Below are 18,375 nucleotides of genomic sequence, written 5' to 3'. Positions count from 1 at the left end.
GGCGGCGCGAATGCCTTTTCGGCCCCGCTAAGGCAAGGTGAAAAAACTTTCACGGCCGATAGCTGACGATCATGCCCCGCCAGCTTCAACCGGATTTTCAGCCGAACAGCCCCTTTGCCAGCCTGCTGAGTTCGCCGATCGGGCTGCCGTCGCCGTCACTGTCGAACAGGCCACCAAGCTTGCCCAGAATCGCCTCGGGGCCGCCAAACTGCGCGAACAGTTCCTGCAACTTGTCCGCCGACACGCCATGTTCGGCCGCCGTGGTGGCGAGCGCCGCGACATCGGTTTCACCAGACGCGATCTTGCCGCCAATCTCGGTCATCAGCGCCTGCATCTGCTCGGCCGAAAGCCCCAGCTTCGCCGCCACTGCTTCCAATCCGCCCACGCTGTTTATCAGTTGGTCAAACATCGCCATAATCCCGTTGAATTGGGCACCAGAATAGCACCGCAAGCCGCCGCCCGAAAGCAAAAGAGCCGGAAGCACTGCCCCCGGCTCTTTTTCAACCTTTGAAAGCGGGCAGCCCCCGTGTCAGGCCGCCGTCAGCGCAGCCTGCCGCACCGAAGCATCGACATGCTCTTCAAACTGGGCGAAATTGTCCACGAACTGCTTGACCAGCTTGCCGGCCGTCTCGTCATAGGCCGCCGGATCGGCCCAGGTCGCACGCGGATCAAGGATGGTCGCATCAACGCCCGGCACCGCGACCGGCACCTCAAAACCGAAATTCGGATCGATCCGGAACTCGACATCATTGAGGCTGCCGTCCAGTGCCGCGTTCAGCAGGGCGCGCGTCACCTTGATCGGCATGCGCTTGCCAACGCCATATTTGCCGCCGGTCCAGCCGGTGTTGACCAGCCAGCAGGTCACGCCGCCCTTGTTGATCCGGTCCTTGAGCAGATTGCCGTAGACCGACGGGTGACGCGGCATGAACGGCGCGCCGAAGCAGGTGGAGAAGGTCGCCGAAGGCTCGGTAACGCCGATTTCCGTACCCGCCACGCGCGCGGTGTAGCCCGACAGGAAGTGATACATCGCCTGATCCGGGGTCAACCGCGCGATCGGCGGCAGAACGCCATAGGCGTCGGCGGTCAGGAAGATGATGTTCTTGGGCACCGGCCCCAGATTCTTTTCCGACGCATTCGGGATGAAGTCGATCGGATAGGAACCACGGCTGTTTTCAGCCAGGCTGTTGTCGTCGAGGTCGATTTCACGCGTATGCTCGTGGATGACCACATTTTCGAGCACCGTGCCGAAACGCTTGGTGGTGGCGAAAATCTCCGGTTCAGCCTCGGCCGACAGGTTGATCATCTTGGCATAGCAGCCGCCCTCGAAATTGAAGACCGCCGTGTCCGACCAGCCATGCTCGTCATCGCCGATCAACGTGCGGCTGGCATCGGCCGACAGGGTCGTCTTGCCGGTGCCCGACAGGCCGAAGAAGACAGCCGTATCGCCGTTCGAGCCGATATTGGCCGAACAGTGCATGGGCATCACGCCCTTGGTCGGCAGCAGATAGTTGAGGATGCCGAAGACCGACTTCTTCATTTCGCCAGCATATTTGGTGCCGCCGATCAGGATCAGCTTTTCGGTGAAATTGACCGCGATCACCGTTTCACTGCGCGTGCCATGCCGCGCCGGGTCCGCCTGGAAAGTCGGCAGGTCGATGATCGTATATTCAGGCGCAAAGGCGCTCAGCTCTTCGTGGCCAGGACGCACGAGCAGCGTGCGGATGAACAGATTGTGCCAGGCGAGTTCGTTGATAACGCGGACGTTCACGCGATGCTCGGGCTGCGAACCGCCGAACAAGTCAGCGACGTAGAGCTTGCTCTTCTCGCCCAGCGCCTTGAAAAAATCTTCCTTCAGCGCCGCGAAATGCTCCGGCGTCATGGGAACGTTCGTCTTGCCCCACCATACGGTGGCTTCGGTCTCGGCGTCCTTGACGATGAACTTGTCGTTGGCCGAACGGCCGGTGTGCTTGCCAGTCTTCACGACCAGTGGACCATCCTTGGACAGGATGCCCTCGCCATTTGCGATGGCAGCTTCGACGAGCGGCGCGGTGCCGAGATTCCAATGTTGTTCAGCGGTCGTGGAAATGCCCTGCTGATCCAGGGTAATTGAGGATTTGGCCTGCACGCCTTAGCTCCTGATGTGATTACTCCGGCTCGCCAACAACGAACGCTTGCGACCGATCCGCTCCCAGCGCCGCTCTCCCTTGTGGGCGGCGACATTCCTGCAGATGGGAGGCCCAATAAGCCTTTGCACCCCCAGCGTCAAATCCCGCCAGCAAGCCGTTTGTCCCAGATTAAGGGACAAAAGCCGCATAATCGCCCGCCTACCCCTTTCTTGCGAGCAGGACGGGCATCGTCTAACGCTGGACTGGAAGGCCTGAGCAGGGCGGCCAAGATCATTGGGAAGAAGCATGACTCCAACCATCGCCCTTGTGGATGATGACAAGAATATCCTGACTTCCGTGTCCATCGCGCTGCAGGCCGAAGGCTTCATGACGCGCCTCTATTCGGACCCGGAGGCGGCGCTGAAGGCGTTGCTCGACAACCCGGCCGATCTTGCCGTGTTCGACATCAAGATGCCGGGCATGGATGGCCTGGAACTGCTCCGGCGCCTGCGCGAAAAAAGCCAGATGCCGGTGATCTTCCTCACATCCAAGACCGATGAGCTGGACGAAGCGCTGGGCCTTGCCATGGGTGCCGACGATTATATCGCCAAGCCCTTTTCGCAGCGCTTGCTGATCGCCCGCATCCGCGCCATCCTGCGCCGGGCGGAGGTGGGCCGGATGGCCGACGCCAGTGACGAGCCCGCAGCCGACCCGATCATACGCGGACGGCTGGAAATGGACCCCGCCCGCCATCGCGTCAAATGGATGGGCCAGGACGTGACGCTGACCGTTACCGAATTCCTGATCCTCGAAACACTTGCGGCGCGCCCCGGCGTCGTCAAGAATCGCAACCAGTTGATGGATGCGGCGTATCAGGATGACGTCTATGTCGACGACCGCACCATCGACAGCCACATCAAGCGGCTCCGCCGCAAATTCCGTGAGGCCGATCCTGAATTCAACGCAATCGATACGCTCTATGGCGCCGGATACCGATTCTCCGAAGAGTGATCCGCAGGACGGCGGGTTGCGCTGGTCGGGCCGGATCAGCCTGACGCCGCGCATCCTGGCGGTCAACGTGTTCGCGCTGGCCCTGCTGGCGGGCGGCTTCTTCTATCTGGACAGCTATCGCACCCGGATCGTGGACGCGCGCCTCGACCAGTCCGCGCGCGAGTTGAAGCTGCTGGCGATCGGCCTGGAGACGGCGCCGGCCGAACGGCACAATGCCCTGATCGCCGCCTATGCCCGACAGACGCGTGATCGCGTTCGCCGCTATGGCCCGGACGGACGGCTGATCGCCGACAGCTTTGCGATGGATGCTCCTCGTTACCGGCTGACCCTGCCGTCGGAAGAAGGGTGGCGGCGCCATGCCGCGCGTTTTCTGGACAAGGCGGTGGACCGCGTCGTCTTTGCCGACCGTCCGCCCAATTTCGAAGAACCTGCGATCGATCGCGCCAATGCCTGGCCGGAGCTGCTGCTCGCCCGCAGGACAGGCCAGCCGCAGGCGATGAACCGCTATGCGCCCGACCGCACCTTCATGATCTCCGCCGCTACAGGCATGAAGGACGGCGGCAGCCTCCTCGCGACCGAAAATGCCCGCGACATCACCCGGACGGTGCGCGCCGAGCGGCTGAGGCTGGGCATCGTGATCGCCACGGCCGTGCTGGCGTCGGTGCTGCTGTCGCTTTTCCTCGCCCGGACCATCGTCCAGCCGCTGCAACGCCTCGCCCGCGCGGCGGTACGCGTCCGCCTTGGCCGCGCGCGGGAGGTGACGGTGCCTCGCCTGCCCGAACGGCGCGACGAGATCGGCATGCTCGCCCGCGCGCTGTCCGACATGAGCCACGCGCTGCGCCAGCGGATCGACGCCACCGACGCCTTTGCCGCCGATGTCAGCCATGAGCTTAAAAACCCCATCGCCTCGCTCCGCTCCGCCCTCGACGCGCTGGAGCGGATCGACAAGCCGGAGCTGCGCGATCAGCTGATGGCGATTGCCCAGGACGATGTGCGGCGGCTGGACCGGCTCGTCACCGACATTGCCGAAGCCTCCCGCATCGACGCGCAGCTTTCCCGCACCCGGTTCGAGCCGATCGACCTTGGCCTGCTGATCGAGCGCATGGTGGTGGCGCGCGAGGCACGGGGCGTTCCGCGCGGCGTCCGCCTTGCCTTCGCCCGCCCGCGCAAGGATGTCGCCGTCGTCCTTGGTGAAGAGCAGCGCCTGCTCCGCGTGCTCGACAATCTGATCGACAACGCCATCTCCTTCTCACCCGATGGCGGGCTGGTGCAGATCGTCGCGACCGTGGCCGATCATGAAGTCCTCGTCAGCGTCGAGGATGAAGGCCCCGGCGTACCCGAGTCCCAGCGCGAGCATGTCTTCCGCCGCTTTCATAGTGTCCGCCCGGAAATGGAGAGCTTCGGCAAGCATTCAGGTCTCGGCCTCGCCATCGCCCGGTCGATCGTCGAAGGGCATCAGGGCAAGATCAGCATTGCCGACCGTGAGGATAATCAGCAGGGCGCCTGTTTCATGCTGCGCCTTCCCATGGGGGTTGAACGCGACCCCGGTATTGTCTCGGAATAGGACGGCTGCTCGAAGTTTTTGACCTTTGCGTGAATTCTTTGCGTCAATTCGATTCACACGCACCGTCTCAAGGTCTAGGATGCGTTCAGGGACATGGCGGCGCAAGACTCAACCGAAACAATGCATGCGACAAGCGTCGCGATAGACGGGCGGGCCGTGCTGATCTGCGGCGCGAGCGGCGCGGGCAAATCGGATCTCGCCCTGCGTCTGATCGACCGCGGCGCCACGCTCATCAGCGACGATTACACCATCGTGCGATCCAGCGGGGGGCAGCTGGAGGCGTCCGCGCCAGCCACGATCGCCGGAAAGATGGAGGTGCGCGGCGTCGGAGTCGTAGACTTGCCGTCGATCGACGGGGCGCGGCTGGCGTTGATCATCGACCTTTCGCAGGACATTGATCGCATGCCGGGCGACCCAGAAGAATGGCTCGTCGCCGGTGCCCCCCTGCCGGTGGTCAAGGTTTCACCCTTTGAAGCATCGGCGCCGATCAAGGTCGAACTCGCGCTAAAAACGATGGGGCTGGCGTGACCGCACGGACGCCCAAGACCATCCTGCTGGTGTCCGGCCTTTCCGGCGCGGGCAAGACGACGGCGCTCAAGACGCTGGAGGATATGGGCTGGGAAGTCGTGGACAACCTTCCCCTCCTCCTGCTGGAGCGGCTGCTCGACACGCCCGTGCCAGCTGGTCACGAGGAACTGGATGACCGTCCGCTGGCGCTCGGCATCGACGCGCGCACACGTGGGTTCGACGCGCAGACGATCGTTCAGCGCATAAAGGCCCTGCGAACGCGCCGGGGCCATGACGTCGAAACACTCTTTCTCGATTGCTCCGACATGGAACTGGAGCGCCGCTTTGCCGAGACGCGCCGCCGCCACCCGTTGGCATCGGATCGCCCCGCGACTCACGGCCTCGCCCGCGAACGGGAACTGACCGACCCGCTGCGCCGCTGGTCCAGCCATGTCATCGACACGACCAGCCTGACCAGCAACGCGCTGCAACAGGAAATCCGCAACCGCTTTTCGCGCGAGGGGCTGTCCGCTCCGGTGCTGACGATCATGTCGTTCGGCTTTTCACGAGGCGTCCCGCTGAACGCGGATTTGGTCTTCGACATGCGCTTTCTGCGCAATCCGCATTGGGAAGCGGAACTGAGGCCCAAGACCGGGCTGGACCCCGATGTCGCCGCCTATATCATCGAAGACCCCGCCTATGAGGAAGCAGTGCACCGGATCGAGGAACTGCTGGCCCTGCTCATTCCCCGCTATCAGGACAGCGGCAAATCCTATGTGACCGTCGCTTTCGGCTGCACCGGCGGACGGCACCGTTCGGTCCATGTCGCCGAACGGGTCGCCAAATACTTGCAAGAGGCGGGCTTTTCGCCCACGGTCTCGCACCGCAATATGGAATCAGCGCCCCAGGATAGTCTGGAGAAGCGCGAGCCGGGAGGCCCGAAAGCTTAAATCATGAAACAATGTGGGCCGGTAAGTAGATGATAGGACTTGTTCTCGTCACTCATGGGTCGCTGGCGACGGAATTCGTCGTCGCGATGGAGCATGTGGTCGGCCCGCAGCAGCAGATCGCGACCATCTGCATCGGCCCGGAAGACGATATGGAGGTGCGCCGCGCCGACATCGCATCGGCGGTGGAGCGGGTGAATGACGGTTCGGGCGTCATCCTGCTCACCGACCTGTTCGGCGGCACCCCGTCCAACCTTGCCATATCGCTGCTGAAGGCGGGCGAGATCGAGGTTATCGCGGGCATCAACCTGCCCATGCTCATCCGCCTGGAAAGCGCGCGCAAGGTCATGGACGTGCGCCAGGCCGTCGCCGCCGCGCGTGAAGCCGGCCAAAAATATATCAGCGTCGCATCCGAATTGTTGGGCAGCACTACATGAGCGAAATCAGTCAGGAAGTCCTGATCAGCAACAAGCGCGGCCTCCACGCGCGCGCCAGCGCCAAGTTCGTGACGCTGGCCAGCGGCCTTCCCGCCCAGATCACCGTGCGCAAGGATGGCAGCGAAGTGACCGGCACATCGATCATGGGCCTCATGATGCTGGGCGCGGCGCTGGGCGATTCGATCATCATCAGCGCCACCGGCCCCAGCGCGGAAGAATCGCTGGGAAAGCTGGTCACGCTGGTCGAAGACAAGTTCGGCGAAGAATAGCTCTTCCGCGCTCCGCCCCGGCCCGATAGAGAGGCCGCCTCATTCCAAGGAGGAAAGCAGGCGCAGTGGCACGCGAGATCACCGGATTTTCCAACCCGCTGGTGAAGCGTGTCCGCAGCTTGCGTGAAAAGAAGTTCCGCAAGGCCGAAGGGCTGTTTCTAGCCGAGGGCCTTCGCATCCTCACCGAAGCGCGCGAGGAAGGCGTGCTGCCGGAAATGCTCTTCCACGCCGGGTCCACCCATCCCCTCGCCGCAGACCTGATCGCGGCAATGGAGGCATCCGGCGGCGACGTCATCGAAACCACGCCGGACATTCTTTCCAAGATTTCCGGCAAGGATAATGCGCAAGCCGTCGTCGGCGTCTATCGAGACCGGCTGACCCCCTTGGCCAAGCTCGATCGGAGCAAGGCCGACATCTGGATCGTCGCCCAGTCGCTCCGCGATCCCGGCAACCTCGGCACCATATTGCGCACCGGCGACGCGGTGGGCGCTGGCGGCCTCATCCTGATCGACGATTGCGTCGACCCCTTCTCGGTAGAGTCCGTCCGTGCCAGCATGGGCGCGCTCTTCACCCAGTCGATCACCCAGGCGCGCTGGGGCGAATTCATGCACTGGCTGCGGCAGGGTCCGGGCGAACTCATCGGCACCAGCCTCAAGGCCACGCAGGATTATCAGGAGCCGCGCTATGCCAGCCCCTCCTTCCTGCTCGTCGGCAACGAAGCGCAGGGCCTGCCCGAATCCTATGAGGCCGAGTGCGACCAGCTGGTAAAAATGCCGATGCTGGGCAAAGCGGACAGCCTGAACGCGGCCGTGGCCTGTGCTGTAATGGCCTATGAACTGCTGAACCAGAAACGAGCGAAGAAGACTTAAGACATGGCAAGGGGCGGGGAAGACATGGCTGCGGACGGAATCGGCGCGATGCTGCGCCACAAGCGGGTGCTGGCAGCCAGCCTGATCGGCACGGCGGTCGAGTTTTACGACTTCTACATCTACGCCACCGCCGCCAGCCTCGTGTTCGGCCCCCTCTTCTTTCCCGCCTCCTCCCCTTCGGCGCAGCTTCTCGCCGCCTACGGCTCCCTCGCCCTCGCCTTCTTCGCGCGGCCCCTGGGCGCGGCGGTGTTCGGCCATTATGGCGACCGCATCGGCCGCAAGGCGACGCTCGTCACCTCGCTCATGCTGATGGGCGGATCGACGCTCGCCATTGGTTTTCTGCCCACCTATCAGATGATCGGCTGGTGGGCGCCTCTGATCCTCTGCATCCTGCGTTTCGGTCAGGGCTTCGGCCTTGGCGGCGAATGGGGCGGCGCTGCGCTGCTGGCGGTAGAGAACGCCCCGCCCGGATGGCGCGCCCGCTTCGGCATGTTCCCCCAGCTCGGCGCGCCGGTCGGCTTCCTCGCCGCCAACGGCCTGTTCCTGATCCTGGGCATGTTTCTGACGGACAAGGATTTCTTCGCCTGGGGCTGGCGCCTGCCCTTCCTTGGCAGCGCGGTGCTGGTGTTCCTTGGCCTCTGGGTCCGCCTGAAACTCACCGAAACCCCCGAGTTCGCCGCCGCCCAAGCCGAAGCGCCGCCGCCCGCACTCCCCCTCGCGACGCTCCTCTCGAACCACTTGGGCGCAGCGATCGCGGGCACCTTCGCCGTCGTCGCCTGTTTCGCCGTCTATTATATCGCGACCGCCTTCGCCCTTGGCTATGGCACCACCACCCTCAAGATCGATCGCGAGACCTTCCTGGCGATCCAGCTCGGCGCGATCCTTTTCATGGCTCTCAGCATCATCATCGCCGGATGGTGGGCGGACAAGACCAGCCCCACCCGCGTGCTGGTCGCAGGCTGCATCGGCACCGTCCTGATGGGCATCATCTTCGGCCCCGCCATGGGCACGGGCCAACTGCTGCCGATCTTCCTGATCCTCAGCCTCGCCCTGTTCCTAATGGGCTTCGTCTATGGACCATTGGGGGCCTATCTGCCCCACCTCTTCCCGGTCCAACTGCGCTACACAGGCGCCTCCTTCTCCTTCAACCTCGGCGGCATCATCGGCGGTGCGCTCGCCCCTATCGTTGCAACATGGCTGATCCAGGTGCAGGGGGTGGCGCTCGTCGGCCTCTATATGTCAGCGGCAGCCGCGATCAGCTTGGGCGGGCTGTGGTTCACAAGCCGACAACCGGCCTAGCGCTAGGTCGCCCGCCGGACTTGCGCCCCGCGCGGGAACCGGTTATTCCAATCTCTGCGGACCGGGCCCCTCTGGCGCTGCTTCTCCCTAGAAGCGACGTGATGTCGGACCGCATCGGGTGACACCGGTGCAGGCTCCTTACCCTTCCCTGTCATCCGATCGAGCGAAACGCACGAAAGAGGATGGCACATATGAAGCCTTTTACCTTTATTCTCATGCTTCTGGCGCAGCGCGTCGATGACCGGCTGCGGATGGAGCGACTGCGCTCAGCGCCTGATCCCCGCCGCATCGAAAGGCTGTTGCAGCGCAGGGATCAACTGAACGCCCGCCTGCGCCGGTCGATGGCGCGCCCCGCCTGGAACGGGAGCTGACGCCATGGATTTCCTATGGCTGGTCTGGCTCGGTACGCCGCTCTGGATGTGGCTATCCTTTTTTAGCATCGTGATCGCGCTGCTGGCGCTGGACCTTGGCGTCCTGCACCGACGCGAACGCGAGATTGGCGTGCGCGAGAGCCTTACCCTTTCCGCTTTCTACATCCTTCTCGGCCTTGGGTTCGGTGCCTGGATATGGTGGCAAATGGGCGCGACGGCGGGCCTCAACTATGTCACCGGCTTTGTCGTCGAAAAAAGCCTGGCGATGGACAATGTCTTCGTCATCGCGATGATATTCACCTATTTCGGCATACCGCGTCTCTATCAGCATCGGGTGCTCTTCTGGGGCATATTGGGCGTCATCCTGTTGCGCGCGGTGATGATTGGCTTCGGCGCGGCGGCGGTGCAGCAATGGGGTTGGCTGCTCTATTTCTTCGCCGCCTTCCTGATCGCGACCGGCATCAAGATGTGGATGACCGCGGAGAAGGACTATGACGTCGGCGCGTCGCCCCTGCTGCGCTGGGTGAAGCGCCGCATGAGGGTGACCGACACTCTGCATGGTCGGCATTTCTGGGTGAGGCAGACCGATCCCCGGACTGGACGGGGAGCTCTGTTCTTCACGCCGCTGTTCCTGGCGCTGGTCATGATCGAATTTGTCGATGTGGTGTTCGCGGTCGATTCGGTGCCAGCGATCTTCGCGATCACCACGGACCCGTTCATCGTCTATACGTCGAACATCTTCGCGATCCTTGGCCTGCGCGCGCTCTATTTCGCCCTGGCCGCGATGGTGGAGCGTTTCCACTACCTCAAATATGCGCTCAGCCTGCTGCTGATCTTCATTGGATCGAAGATATTTGTCGCCGACGCGTTGGGCCTGGCCAAAATCCCGCCGCCGGTCTCGCTGGCCGTCACCTTCGCCATTTTGGCAGGCGGCGTAGGCTGGTCATTGTGGAAGACGCGACCAGAAAAGGCGGGGCTTCCTGCCAAAGTCCGGTAGAATCTGATCGGGTCAATCGGCCCCAAAAGCAAACAGGCGGCGCTCTTGCGAGCGCCGCCTGTTCAACTTAGCGACCGTAAAGCCGCGAGAAGGATCAATCCTCGGTACGGACGTCGCGGCGCTCGGCGATGCGAGCGCGCTTGCCGGTACGGCCACGCAGATAATAGAGCTTCGCACGACGCACGACGCCACGGCGGACGACGGTGATCGAATCGAGGTTCGGCGAGTAGAGCGGGAACACGCGCTCCACGCCTTCACCGAACGAAATCTTGCGCACGGTGAAGTTGCTGCCCATGCCCTTGTTCGAGCGGGCGATGCACACGCCTTCGTAGTTCTGGACGCGGCTGCGGTCACCTTCGATGACCTTCACGCCGACGCGCAGCGTGTCACCGGGGCGGAATTCCGGGATATCCTTGGCGAGAGCCGCGATGTTTTCGGCCTCGATCTGCTGGATCAAGTTCATGACTTAAAGTCCTACTTTTCGCGTTGCGCACCAGAGGGCGGCTGGTCCCGAACGCCGATATGACGTTCCCAAAGGTCCGGCCGCCTTAGCCGTGTGTCATCCTCCGCCCTTTGTTTCCGCCAGGCGGCGATCTTCGCATGATCCCCCGATCGCAACACTTCAGGGATCGCGCGCCCTTCCCACAAAGCGGGCCGGGTATAGTGCGGATATTCGAGAAGGCCGCTTTCGAAGCTCTCTTCATCCCCACTGGAAGCCGCGCCCATTACTCCGGGAAGCAGCCGAATGCAAGCATCGAGCAGCATCAGCGCGCCCATCTCGCCGCCGGACAAAATGATGTCACCCATGCTGATCTGCTCGACCGGCCGAGCCTCGAAAATACGCTCGTCAAAGCCCTCGAACCGCCCGCACAATATCGTCGCGCCCGGACCCGCAGCCAGTTCTCGCACGCGGGTCTGGGTGATCGGCTTACCGCGCGGCGTCATGGCGATCACCGGCAGGTCAGGCCCTTGCTCCAGCGCATGATCGATAGCCAGCCCCAATATGTCGGCGCGCAGCACCATTCCCGCGCCACCGCCCGCAGGCGTGTCATCAACGGTGCGATGCTTGTCGGTCGCAAAATCGCGGATATGGATCGGCTCGCACGACCATTTCCCTTCCGCCAGAGCGCGCCCCGCCAGCGAAACGCCCAGCGGTCCCGGAAACATTTCCGGATAAAGCGTCAATATTTGCGTCCGAAAACTCACGCCTTGCGCTTGCGCAGCCACGCCGCGGACATACCCCCCACCAACGACACGGCGCCGCCTGCCATCAGGGCTATGCCGATCGCACGCAGCAAATCGGCAAAGGGCCGCTCCGGGTTCATCAAAGCAGGCAGGAGAAACATCATGGGAATAGGGATGACCAGCGCCACCGCCGCGCCAATCTTCAACGCGCGCTTCCATGGCATGGTGAACAGGCGCCACCCTGCGGCGATCATCATCAACAGATAGAGGGCGGTAAGGATCTGGGGCATCAGCGACCGCCGATCATATCGCAAATGCCGCTTCGATCACGGCCCGTCCGTCCGAGATCGTGACCGCATGCATCGGCGCCATGAAGCGTTTGCCGTTGGGCCGTTCGACCTCGATGATATCGCCAGCGCCGAAATTCTCGACCGCGACGACATTGCCCAGCCCCTCATTCTCGCTCGAGAAACAGGGCAGGCCGATGAGGTCGGCATGATAATATTCGCCCTCCTCCAATGGAGGCAGGGCAGAGCGGGGAACGGTGAGTTCCGTACCGCGCAGGGCTTCGGCCGCGCTTCGGTCATTGACCTCGGCGAAACGCGCAACCGCGCCATTGGAACCGGCGCGCACCGACTTCAATGTCAGCTTGGCGCCAGAAGCGTCGAAGCTCTTGTAGGATTTGAGCGTTTCCACGCCTTCCCCAAAGAGCTTCAGACGAACCTCGCCCGCCACCCCATGCGCGCCAATGATGACGGCGAGAGTGAGGGCGCGCGAAGAGGCTAGCCCCTCCCCTTCAGGGGAGGGGTTGGGGTGGGGGGTTCCGGGCGCGGAGCCATGGCCAGCCCCCACCCCCGGCCCCTCCCCTGAAGGGGAGGGGTGATTACCCATTTAGCCTTCAGCCTGTTCTTCAGAAGCGGCTTCGGGAGCAGCTTCCTCAGCGGCAGGCGCTTCTTCGACGGCCGGAGCTTCTTCAACCGCAGGAGCCGCGGCGGCTTCAGCGGCGGCAGCCTTTGCGGCTTCGGCAGCTTCAGCGGCTTCCGCAGCCTTGGTCGCGCGATCTTCGGCGCGATCCTTGGCCTTCTGGCCCGGCTCAGCCTTCTTCGGGTTGTTGCGGACAGCGCGTTCCTTCACGCCAGCGGCGTCCAGGAAGCGGGCAACGCGGTCGGTCGGCTGCGCGCCAGCGGCAACCCAGTGCTTCGCACGCTCAACGTCGATAACAACGCGCTTCTCGTCGCCCTTGGGCAGGACGGGGTTGTAGCTGCCGATGCGCTCAATGAACTTGCCGTCGCGCGGCGCGCGGCTGTCAGCCACGACGATGCGGTAATAAGGACGCTTCTTGGAACCACCGCGCGAAAGACGAATGGACGTTGCCATGTTGTTTTTAACCTTTCCGTACTAAAATACTTGTTTCTCAATTCGTCATCCCAGCGAAAGCTGGGATCTCTCTGCCCTTGGAGAGAAGTGAGATCCCAGCTTGCGCTGGGATGACGCACTACTTCACTTCTTCATGAAATTCTGAAAGCCCGGCGGCAGGTTGGGCATGTTGCCACCGCCGCCAAGGCCGCCCAATCCACCAAGACCGCCAAGGTCCGGCGCGCCGCCCGCGCCGCCCATCAGCTTGTCCATGCCGCCGCCGGTGAACATCTTGGCGAGGCCCTTCAATCCGCCCATCTTGCGGATTTTCTTCATCGCCGTTTCCATCTCCTGATGCATTTTCAGGAGCTTGTTGACTTCCTGCACGGTGCGGCCGGAACCCTTGGCGATGCGAATCTTGCGCTTGGCGTTGATCAGGGCGGGCTTTTCCCGCTCCTTGAGCGTCATCGACCCGATCATCGCGTCCAGATGGATCAGCGTCTTGTCGTTGGCGCCGCTCGCCGCCATCGCCGCCTGCGCCTTCTTGAGGCCCGGCAGCATGCCCGCGAGCGCGCCAAGACCGCCCATGCGGCGCATCTGGTTAAGCTGGCTGCGCAGGTCGTTCATATCGAACTGACCCTTCGCCATCTTCTTGGCGAGCTTGTCGGCTTCCTCGGCGTCGATGCTCTCGGCCGCGCGCTCGACCAGCGACACGACGTCGCCCATGCCCAATATGCGCTGCGCCACGCGCGCAGGGTGGAAAGGCTCGATCGCGTCGAGCTTCTCGCCCGTGCCCGCAAACTTGATCGGACGGCCCGTGACCGCGCGCATCGACAGCGCCGCACCACCACGCGCATCGCCGTCCATACGGGTCAGCACCACGCCGGTCAGCGGCACCTGTTGGGTAAAGCTGGTCGCGACATTCACCGCGTCCTGCCCGGTCAGCGAGTCGACCACCAGAAGGATTTCCGCCGGGTTCGAGACTTCGGCCACCGCCTTCATCTCGTCCATCAGCGCCTGATCGACATGCAGACGGCCCGCCGTGTCGAGCATCACCACGTCGAAGCCCTGGAGCTTCGCAGCCTGCAACGCGCGCTTGGCTATATCGACCGGCTGCTGGCCCGCCACGATCGGCAGGGTCGCGACATCGGTCTGCGTGCCCAGCACCGCCAGCTGTTCCTGCGCCGCCGGACGCTGGACGTCGAGCGACGCCATCAGCACCTTCTTGCGCTCTTTTTCCTTCAGGCGCTTGGCGATCTTGGCGGTGGAAGTGGTCTTGCCCGACCCCTGCAGGCCGACCATCATGATGACGGCGGGCGGGCTGACATCGATCAGCAGATCGGACGTTTCGGAACCGAGCGTCTCGGTCAGCGTGTCGGAGACGATCTTGACGACCATCTGGCCCGGCGTGACCGACCGCAGCACATCGCTGCCAACAGCCCGCTCGGTCGCCTGATCGACGAACTGGCGCACCACTGGAAGCGCAACGTCGGCTTCCAACAGCGCGATTCGCACCTCGCGCATCGCGGCGCGGACATCGTCCTCCGTAAGCGCACCGCGCCCACGCAGCTTGTCGAATACCCCGCTCAGACGATCGCTTAGCGAATCGAACATCATCACCTCATTTGGGCCGAAAAGCCCGGAAAACAGCACCACCCCGCCAAACGACAAAACCGCCGGCGGGCGAAAACTCGCCGGCCAGCGTCCATCCGGTGCTCCCTTGTGAGCGCCATGGATCTGTCAGGGTATCGAACGGCGAACCGCCCAATTGCGATGTGGCCCTTAGCGGAATGGGGGGAGGGATGCAACCGAATGTAACGAGCGACTAGCCCCCGGGCTTGCCTCTGTTCATCATCCACATGGACAAGGACACCAGCAGAACAATCACCAACACGATCAGAAAGTATACTAGGCCAAAGAAGCCATAGAGCACTTGCCCGAATCCGAGCATGTCATTCTTCTGTTGGATGGCCTGAAAGTACATGCCACTTGCTTTGAGCGAAGCAAAGAGCCCCGCCAAGCCGAGTGATATTCCGCCAAGAATAGCGCCTATCGCGCTCCAAAATCTTCTGAGCACCGCGAGATAGACGGCATAGGGTCCCGCACTGATTGCGGCCAGAAGGAGGATTGTCGACAACATCGATGTCAATTTGATCGCCATGTGACGAGGCTAGCGAGAAAGCATTAAGCGCCCGTAACGGATACTGGGGGATTTGCGCGGTTGCGCAGGGACGGCGCTGAGGCTGGCCTTTTCCCCGCTGAGCCCCTACATGCGCGGCGCTATGGGCCGTTTTTCGAAAATGCATGGACTGGGCAACGACTTTGTCGTGATCGACGCGCGCGAGGGGGCGGTCGAAATGACCCCCACCCGCGCCCAAGCCATAGCCGACCGCCACGCAGGCATAGGCTGCGACCAACTCATCCTCATCGACCAGTCCGATCGCGCGGACGTATCCATGCGCATCTTCAACAGCGACGGCAGCGAGGTCGAAGCCTGCGGCAATGCCACCCGCTGCGTGCCGCTGTTCGTCGGCCGCGACGTGCTGATCGAAACCAAGGCGGGACTGCTGGAAGCCGAGGCGATCGATGGCGGCGCTACCGTCGATATGGGCGCGCCCCGGCTCGACTGGGACGCCATCCCCCTCGCCTACGCCATGGACACGCTGACCATGCCGGTCAGCTGGGAAGACCTTCCCGCCCCCGCCGCCGTCAATGTCGGCAACCCGCATGTCGTCTTCTTCGTGGACGATCTGGACGGTGTGAACTTTGAGCGTCTTGGCCCGCTGATAGAGAGTGATCCGCTCTTCCCCGCCCGAGTCAACGTCAACTTCGCGCAGGTCATCGGCGACAATCATATCCGCCTCATCGTCTGGGAACGCGGCGCTGGCCTCACCCGCGCCTGCGGGACCGGCGCCTGCGCAACAGCCGTCGCAGCCGTACGCCGCAAGCTAGTCAGCGGCCCCACCCGCGTGACCCTGCCCGGCGGGGACCTCGTCATCGATTGGCAGCCCGGCGGCCCCATCATGATGACCGGCCCCGCCACCCACGTCTTCGATGGCGAGGCCGACTGGACCCGCTTTTAGAGCATGAGCGGCCCGCAGATCATCACGCTCGGCTGCCGCCTCAACATCGCGGAAAGCGAGGCGATCCGCGAGATGGTAGGCGGGCAGGATGACCTCATCGTCGTCAACAGCTGTGCGGTGACCGCCGAAGCCGTGCGCCAAACCCGCCAAGCCATCCGCCGCGCTCGCCGCGAACGGCCAGAGGCACGGATCATGGTAACGGGCTGCGCAGCACAGACCGAGCCGGAAACCTTTGCGCGGATGGCGGAAGTCGATGCGGTGATTGGCAACCGCGAGAAACTCGACCCCACCCACTACCCGTCATCCCAGCGGAAGCTGGGATCTCAGGCCATAGGGCACGGCGTTGGGCATGAGACCCCAGCCTTCGCTGGGGTGACGTGTGAGGCGGAGGCGGTCGTGAACGTCTCCGACATCATGGCCGTCCGCGACACCGCGCCGCACATGGCCAGCGCCTTCGCCGAACATGCCCGCGCCTTCCTCGAAGTGCAAAATGGCTGCGACCACCGCTGCACCTTCTGCATCATACCCTATGGCCGAGGAAACAGCCGCTCCGTCCCCGCAGGCGCCGTCATCGACAAGGCGCGCGAGCTTGTGGAAGCAGGCTATCAGGAAATCGTGCTCACCGGCGTGGACGTCACCAGCTATGGCCCCGACCTCCCCGGATCGCCCTCCCTCGGCCTGCTGGTCGAACGCATATTGAAGGCCGTGCCCGCCCTGCCTCGCCTGCGCCTCTCCTCCATCGACAGCGTGGAGATTGACGACCGGCTCTTCGACCTCATCGCCCATGAGCCGCGCATGATGCCGCACCTCCATTTGTCGCTTCAAGCAGGGGACGACATGATCCTCAAGCGCATGAAGCGCCGCCACAGCCGCACCGACGCCATACGCATCGTGGAGCGCCTCAAGGCAGCCCGCCCCGCCATCAGCATCGGCGCGGACATCATCGCCGGTTTCCCGACCGAAGATGAGGCGATGTTCGAAAACAGCCTGAAGCTGGTCGGGGAATGCGCCATCGTCCACGGCCACATCTTCCCCTACTCCCCGCGCGCAGGCACCCCCGCCGCCCGCATGCCGCAGGTCGATCGTGCCACTATCAAGGCCCGCGCCGCCCGCCTCCGCGCGGCCTGCGAAGCGCAGCGCCAGCAATGGCTGCAAAGCCTCATCGGCAGCCCCCAGTCTGTGCTGGTCGAGCGCAACGGCCTCACCGGCCACGCGGAAAATTTCGCCCCGGTGCACTTCGAAACGCCTCAAGCCCCCTCCTCCATCACGTCGGCAACCATCACGGCCCTTGAGAATGGCGTGCTGATCGCGCAAGAGGCTCGCCAATGACTGAACCCGGCACCAGCTGGCGCGACCGCCTCTTCGGCGGCCTGAAGCGCACCTCCGACAAGCTCGGCGAAAACCTCACCGGCCTCTTCACCAAGGCCGCTCTGGATGACCAGACGCTCGACGAGATCGAGGAAGCGCTGATCGTCAGCGACCTTGGCCCCGCCATGGCCGCCCGCGTGCGCCACCGTCTGTCCGAAGGCCGCTACAACCGCGAACTCACCGAAGATTATCTGCGCGAAATCATCGCGGAGGAAATCGAAAAGGTCCTCGCCCCGGTCGCGCGCCCACTGGAGATCGAAGCCTTCCCTCGCCCCCAAGTGATCCTGGTCATCGGCGTCAATGGCTCCGGCAAGACCACCACCATCGCCAAGCTCGCCAATAATTTCCTGGAGCAGGATTATGGCGTGATGCTGGCGGCGGGTGACACCTTCCGCGCCGCCGCGATCGGGCAATTGAAGGTGTGGGCCGATCGCCTCGGCATTCCCATCGTCGCGGGCAAGGAAGGCGGCGATGCGGCGGGCATAGTTTTCGACGCAGTCAAGCAGGCCACCGCCACCGGCATCGACGTGCTAATCGTCGATACGGCAGGCCGCCTCCAGAACAAGACCGAGCTGATGGACGAGCTCGCCAAGATCCGCCGCGTCCTTGGCCGGTTGAACCCGGCCGCACCTCATGACGTTGTGCTGGTGCTGGATGCCACCACAGGACAAAATGCGTTGAACCAGATCGAGGTTTTCAAGGAAGTCGCGCAAGTCACCGGCCTCGTCATGACGAAGCTGGACGGCACCGCGCGCGGCGGCGTGCTGGTCGCGGCGGCGGAGAAATATCGCCTGCCCATCCACGCGATCGGCGTCGGCGAAAAGATCGAGGATTTGCGCCCGTTCGATGCGGGCGACATGGCGCGCGCGATCGCAGGAACAGCCTATGCGCGGTAAATTCCCCGCCTCCGTCATCCCAGCGGAAGCTGGGATTTCGGGCCGCTACGGCCCAACCCAGCCTCATGAGTTCCCAGTTGAAATGAGTCACGCGCCTCATTTCAACGCTGG

22 protein-coding genes are annotated in these 18,375 nt (G+C 63.5%); 13 read left to right on the top strand and 9 right to left on the bottom strand.

Translation table 11 applies throughout. The features are described from left to right. Positions 1-97 precede the first annotated feature (97 nt). Together ACZ51H_RS01130 and ACZ51H_RS01125 are read right to left on the bottom strand one after the other, a co-directional pair. The gene (locus tag ACZ51H_RS01130) at positions 98-415 is read right to left on the bottom strand and encodes a hypothetical protein (protein WP_449471275.1); all 318 of its coding nucleotides are present in this window, start codon (positions 413-415) and stop codon (positions 98-100) included. 114 nt (positions 416-529) lie between these two features. After that, positions 530-2,125, bottom strand: a complete 1,596-nt coding sequence (locus ACZ51H_RS01125) for a phosphoenolpyruvate carboxykinase (protein WP_464802191.1) — start codon at positions 2,123-2,125, stop codon at positions 530-532. Positions 2,126-2,411: 286 nt separating this feature from the next. Between ACZ51H_RS01125 and ACZ51H_RS01120 the strand changes: the two genes are divergently transcribed. The 10 genes from ACZ51H_RS01120 (at position 2,412) to ACZ51H_RS01075 (ending at position 10,376) form a co-directional block, all read left to right on the top strand. After that, entirely contained in the window at positions 2,412-3,116 is a 705-nt protein-coding gene (locus ACZ51H_RS01120) for a response regulator (protein WP_449471273.1), read from the top strand. After that, entirely contained in the window at positions 3,085-4,680 is a 1,596-nt protein-coding gene (locus ACZ51H_RS01115; RefSeq protein ID WP_464802190.1) for an ATP-binding protein, read from the top strand. Before ACZ51H_RS01120 ends, ACZ51H_RS01115 begins: the two co-directional genes overlap by 32 nt. A gap of 93 nt (positions 4,681-4,773) precedes the next feature. Beyond that, the gene (locus ACZ51H_RS01110) at positions 4,774-5,208 is read left to right on the top strand and encodes an HPr kinase/phosphorylase (RefSeq protein ID WP_449471270.1); all 435 of its coding nucleotides are present in this window, start codon (positions 4,774-4,776) and stop codon (positions 5,206-5,208) included. Next, positions 5,205-6,137, top strand: coding sequence for an RNase adapter RapZ (gene rapZ / locus ACZ51H_RS01105; RefSeq protein ID WP_460987526.1), 933 nt, complete (start codon positions 5,205-5,207; stop codon positions 6,135-6,137). Before ACZ51H_RS01110 ends, rapZ begins: the two co-directional genes overlap by 4 nt. Positions 6,138-6,166: 29 nt before the next feature. Then, positions 6,167-6,571: a PTS sugar transporter subunit IIA gene (locus ACZ51H_RS01100; protein ID WP_097091003.1), complete on the top strand. Its 405-nt coding sequence runs from the start codon at positions 6,167-6,169 to the stop codon at positions 6,569-6,571. Beyond that, positions 6,568-6,840 carry an HPr family phosphocarrier protein gene (locus tag ACZ51H_RS01095; RefSeq protein WP_464771901.1) on the top strand — a complete coding sequence of 91 codons (273 nt, stop codon included), beginning with the start codon at positions 6,568-6,570 and terminating at the stop codon, positions 6,838-6,840. Before ACZ51H_RS01100 ends, ACZ51H_RS01095 begins: the two co-directional genes overlap by 4 nt. Before the next feature lie 65 nt (positions 6,841-6,905). Further along, positions 6,906-7,709: a TrmH family RNA methyltransferase gene (locus ACZ51H_RS01090; protein ID WP_464802189.1), complete on the top strand. Its 804-nt coding sequence runs from the start codon at positions 6,906-6,908 to the stop codon at positions 7,707-7,709. Between the two features lie 24 nt (positions 7,710-7,733). Then, on the top strand, positions 7,734-9,008 hold the full coding sequence (locus tag ACZ51H_RS01085; protein ID WP_460987524.1) for an MFS transporter: 1,275 nt from the start codon (positions 7,734-7,736) through the stop codon (positions 9,006-9,008). 191 nt (positions 9,009-9,199) lie between these two features. Further along, positions 9,200-9,379 carry a hypothetical protein gene (locus ACZ51H_RS01080; RefSeq protein ID WP_449471262.1) on the top strand — a complete coding sequence of 60 codons (180 nt, stop codon included), beginning with the start codon at positions 9,200-9,202 and terminating at the stop codon, positions 9,377-9,379. A 4-nt stretch (positions 9,380-9,383) separates the two neighbouring features. After that, positions 9,384-10,376, top strand: coding sequence for a TerC family protein (locus tag ACZ51H_RS01075; protein ID WP_464802188.1), 993 nt, complete (start codon positions 9,384-9,386; stop codon positions 10,374-10,376). Between the two features lie 94 nt (positions 10,377-10,470). Here the strand turns inward: ACZ51H_RS01075 and rplS are convergent, their stop codons facing one another. The 7 genes from rplS to ACZ51H_RS01040 all read right to left on the bottom strand — a co-directional run bounded on the left by rplS (position 10,471) and on the right by ACZ51H_RS01040 (position 15,078). Next, positions 10,471-10,839: a 50S ribosomal protein L19 gene (gene rplS / locus ACZ51H_RS01070; protein ID WP_449471260.1), complete on the bottom strand. Its 369-nt coding sequence runs from the start codon at positions 10,837-10,839 to the stop codon at positions 10,471-10,473. Between the two features lie 11 nt (positions 10,840-10,850). Beyond that, positions 10,851-11,582 (bottom strand): tRNA (guanosine(37)-N1)-methyltransferase TrmD, encoded by a 732-nt coding sequence (gene trmD, locus ACZ51H_RS01065; protein ID WP_464802187.1) that lies wholly within the window; start codon positions 11,580-11,582, stop codon positions 10,851-10,853. Continuing rightward, positions 11,579-11,851 (bottom strand): hypothetical protein, encoded by a 273-nt coding sequence (locus ACZ51H_RS01060; protein WP_464802186.1) that lies wholly within the window; start codon positions 11,849-11,851, stop codon positions 11,579-11,581. The genes trmD and ACZ51H_RS01060 overlap by 4 nt, the downstream gene beginning before the upstream one ends. 13 nt (positions 11,852-11,864) lie before the next feature. Next, positions 11,865-12,452 carry a ribosome maturation factor RimM gene (rimM, locus tag ACZ51H_RS01055; RefSeq protein ID WP_464802185.1) on the bottom strand — a complete coding sequence of 196 codons (588 nt, stop codon included), beginning with the start codon at positions 12,450-12,452 and terminating at the stop codon, positions 11,865-11,867. After that, positions 12,453-12,938 carry a 30S ribosomal protein S16 gene (gene rpsP / locus ACZ51H_RS01050; protein ID WP_464771894.1) on the bottom strand — a complete coding sequence of 162 codons (486 nt, stop codon included), beginning with the start codon at positions 12,936-12,938 and terminating at the stop codon, positions 12,453-12,455. Between the two features lie 123 nt (positions 12,939-13,061). Continuing rightward, entirely contained in the window at positions 13,062-14,534 is a 1,473-nt protein-coding gene (gene ffh, locus ACZ51H_RS01045; RefSeq protein WP_464802184.1) for a signal recognition particle protein, read from the bottom strand. Positions 14,535-14,742: 208 nt separating this feature from the next. Continuing rightward, positions 14,743-15,078 (bottom strand): hypothetical protein, encoded by a 336-nt coding sequence (locus tag ACZ51H_RS01040; RefSeq protein WP_464802183.1) that lies wholly within the window; start codon positions 15,076-15,078, stop codon positions 14,743-14,745. Between the two features lie 121 nt (positions 15,079-15,199). On the opposite strand from ACZ51H_RS01040, the gene dapF reads away from it, so the two are divergent. From dapF to ftsY, 3 genes are read left to right on the top strand one after another with little or no spacing between them, the layout of a single operon-like run. Then, positions 15,200-16,000, top strand: coding sequence for a diaminopimelate epimerase (dapF, locus tag ACZ51H_RS01035; RefSeq protein WP_464802182.1), 801 nt, complete (start codon positions 15,200-15,202; stop codon positions 15,998-16,000). Positions 16,001-16,003: 3 nt separating this feature from the next. After that, positions 16,004-17,329: a tRNA (N(6)-L-threonylcarbamoyladenosine(37)-C(2))-methylthiotransferase MtaB gene (mtaB, locus tag ACZ51H_RS01030; protein WP_464802181.1), complete on the top strand. Its 1,326-nt coding sequence runs from the start codon at positions 16,004-16,006 to the stop codon at positions 17,327-17,329. After that, positions 17,326-18,264 (top strand): signal recognition particle-docking protein FtsY, encoded by a 939-nt coding sequence (ftsY, locus tag ACZ51H_RS01025; protein WP_464802180.1) that lies wholly within the window; start codon positions 17,326-17,328, stop codon positions 18,262-18,264. Before mtaB ends, ftsY begins: the two co-directional genes overlap by 4 nt. The last annotated feature ends 111 nt before the right edge of the window (positions 18,265-18,375 follow it).

Source organism: Sphingobium sp. TomMM15, from assembly GCF_055397045.1.
This window is presented reverse-complemented; position numbering and strand designations above follow the sequence as displayed.

Bases quoted from the DNA above. Each gene is read 5' to 3' on its own strand.
- ACZ51H_RS01130 (WP_449471275.1), bottom strand. From the start codon at position 415: ATGGCGATGTTTGACCAACTGATAAACAGCGTGGGCGGATTGGAAGCA.
- ACZ51H_RS01120 (WP_449471273.1), top strand. From the start codon at position 2,412: ATGACTCCAACCATCGCCCTTGTGGATGATGACAAGAATATCCTGACT.
- ACZ51H_RS01115 (WP_464802190.1), top strand. From the start codon at position 3,085: ATGGCGCCGGATACCGATTCTCCGAAGAGTGATCCGCAGGACGGCGGG.
- ACZ51H_RS01110 (WP_449471270.1), top strand. From the start codon at position 4,774: ATGGCGGCGCAAGACTCAACCGAAACAATGCATGCGACAAGCGTCGCG.
- ACZ51H_RS01100 (WP_097091003.1), top strand. From the start codon at position 6,167: ATGATAGGACTTGTTCTCGTCACTCATGGGTCGCTGGCGACGGAATTC.
- ACZ51H_RS01095 (WP_464771901.1), top strand. From the start codon at position 6,568: ATGAGCGAAATCAGTCAGGAAGTCCTGATCAGCAACAAGCGCGGCCTC.
- ACZ51H_RS01085 (WP_460987524.1), top strand. From the start codon at position 7,734: ATGGCTGCGGACGGAATCGGCGCGATGCTGCGCCACAAGCGGGTGCTG.
- ACZ51H_RS01080 (WP_449471262.1), top strand. From the start codon at position 9,200: ATGAAGCCTTTTACCTTTATTCTCATGCTTCTGGCGCAGCGCGTCGAT.
- ACZ51H_RS01075 (WP_464802188.1), top strand. From the start codon at position 9,384: ATGGATTTCCTATGGCTGGTCTGGCTCGGTACGCCGCTCTGGATGTGG.
- rplS (WP_449471260.1), bottom strand. From the start codon at position 10,839: ATGAACTTGATCCAGCAGATCGAGGCCGAAAACATCGCGGCTCTCGCC.
- ACZ51H_RS01060 (WP_464802186.1), bottom strand. From the start codon at position 11,851: ATGCCCCAGATCCTTACCGCCCTCTATCTGTTGATGATGATCGCCGCA.
- rimM (WP_464802185.1), bottom strand. From the start codon at position 12,452: ATGGGTAATCACCCCTCCCCTTCAGGGGAGGGGCCGGGGGTGGGGGCT.
- rpsP (WP_464771894.1), bottom strand. From the start codon at position 12,938: ATGGCAACGTCCATTCGTCTTTCGCGCGGTGGTTCCAAGAAGCGTCCT.
- ffh (WP_464802184.1), bottom strand. From the start codon at position 14,534: ATGATGTTCGATTCGCTAAGCGATCGTCTGAGCGGGGTATTCGACAAG.
- ACZ51H_RS01040 (WP_464802183.1), bottom strand. From the start codon at position 15,078: ATGGCGATCAAATTGACATCGATGTTGTCGACAATCCTCCTTCTGGCC.
- dapF (WP_464802182.1), top strand. From the start codon at position 15,200: ATGGGCCGTTTTTCGAAAATGCATGGACTGGGCAACGACTTTGTCGTG.
- mtaB (WP_464802181.1), top strand. From the start codon at position 16,004: ATGAGCGGCCCGCAGATCATCACGCTCGGCTGCCGCCTCAACATCGCG.
- ftsY (WP_464802180.1), top strand. From the start codon at position 17,326: ATGACTGAACCCGGCACCAGCTGGCGCGACCGCCTCTTCGGCGGCCTG.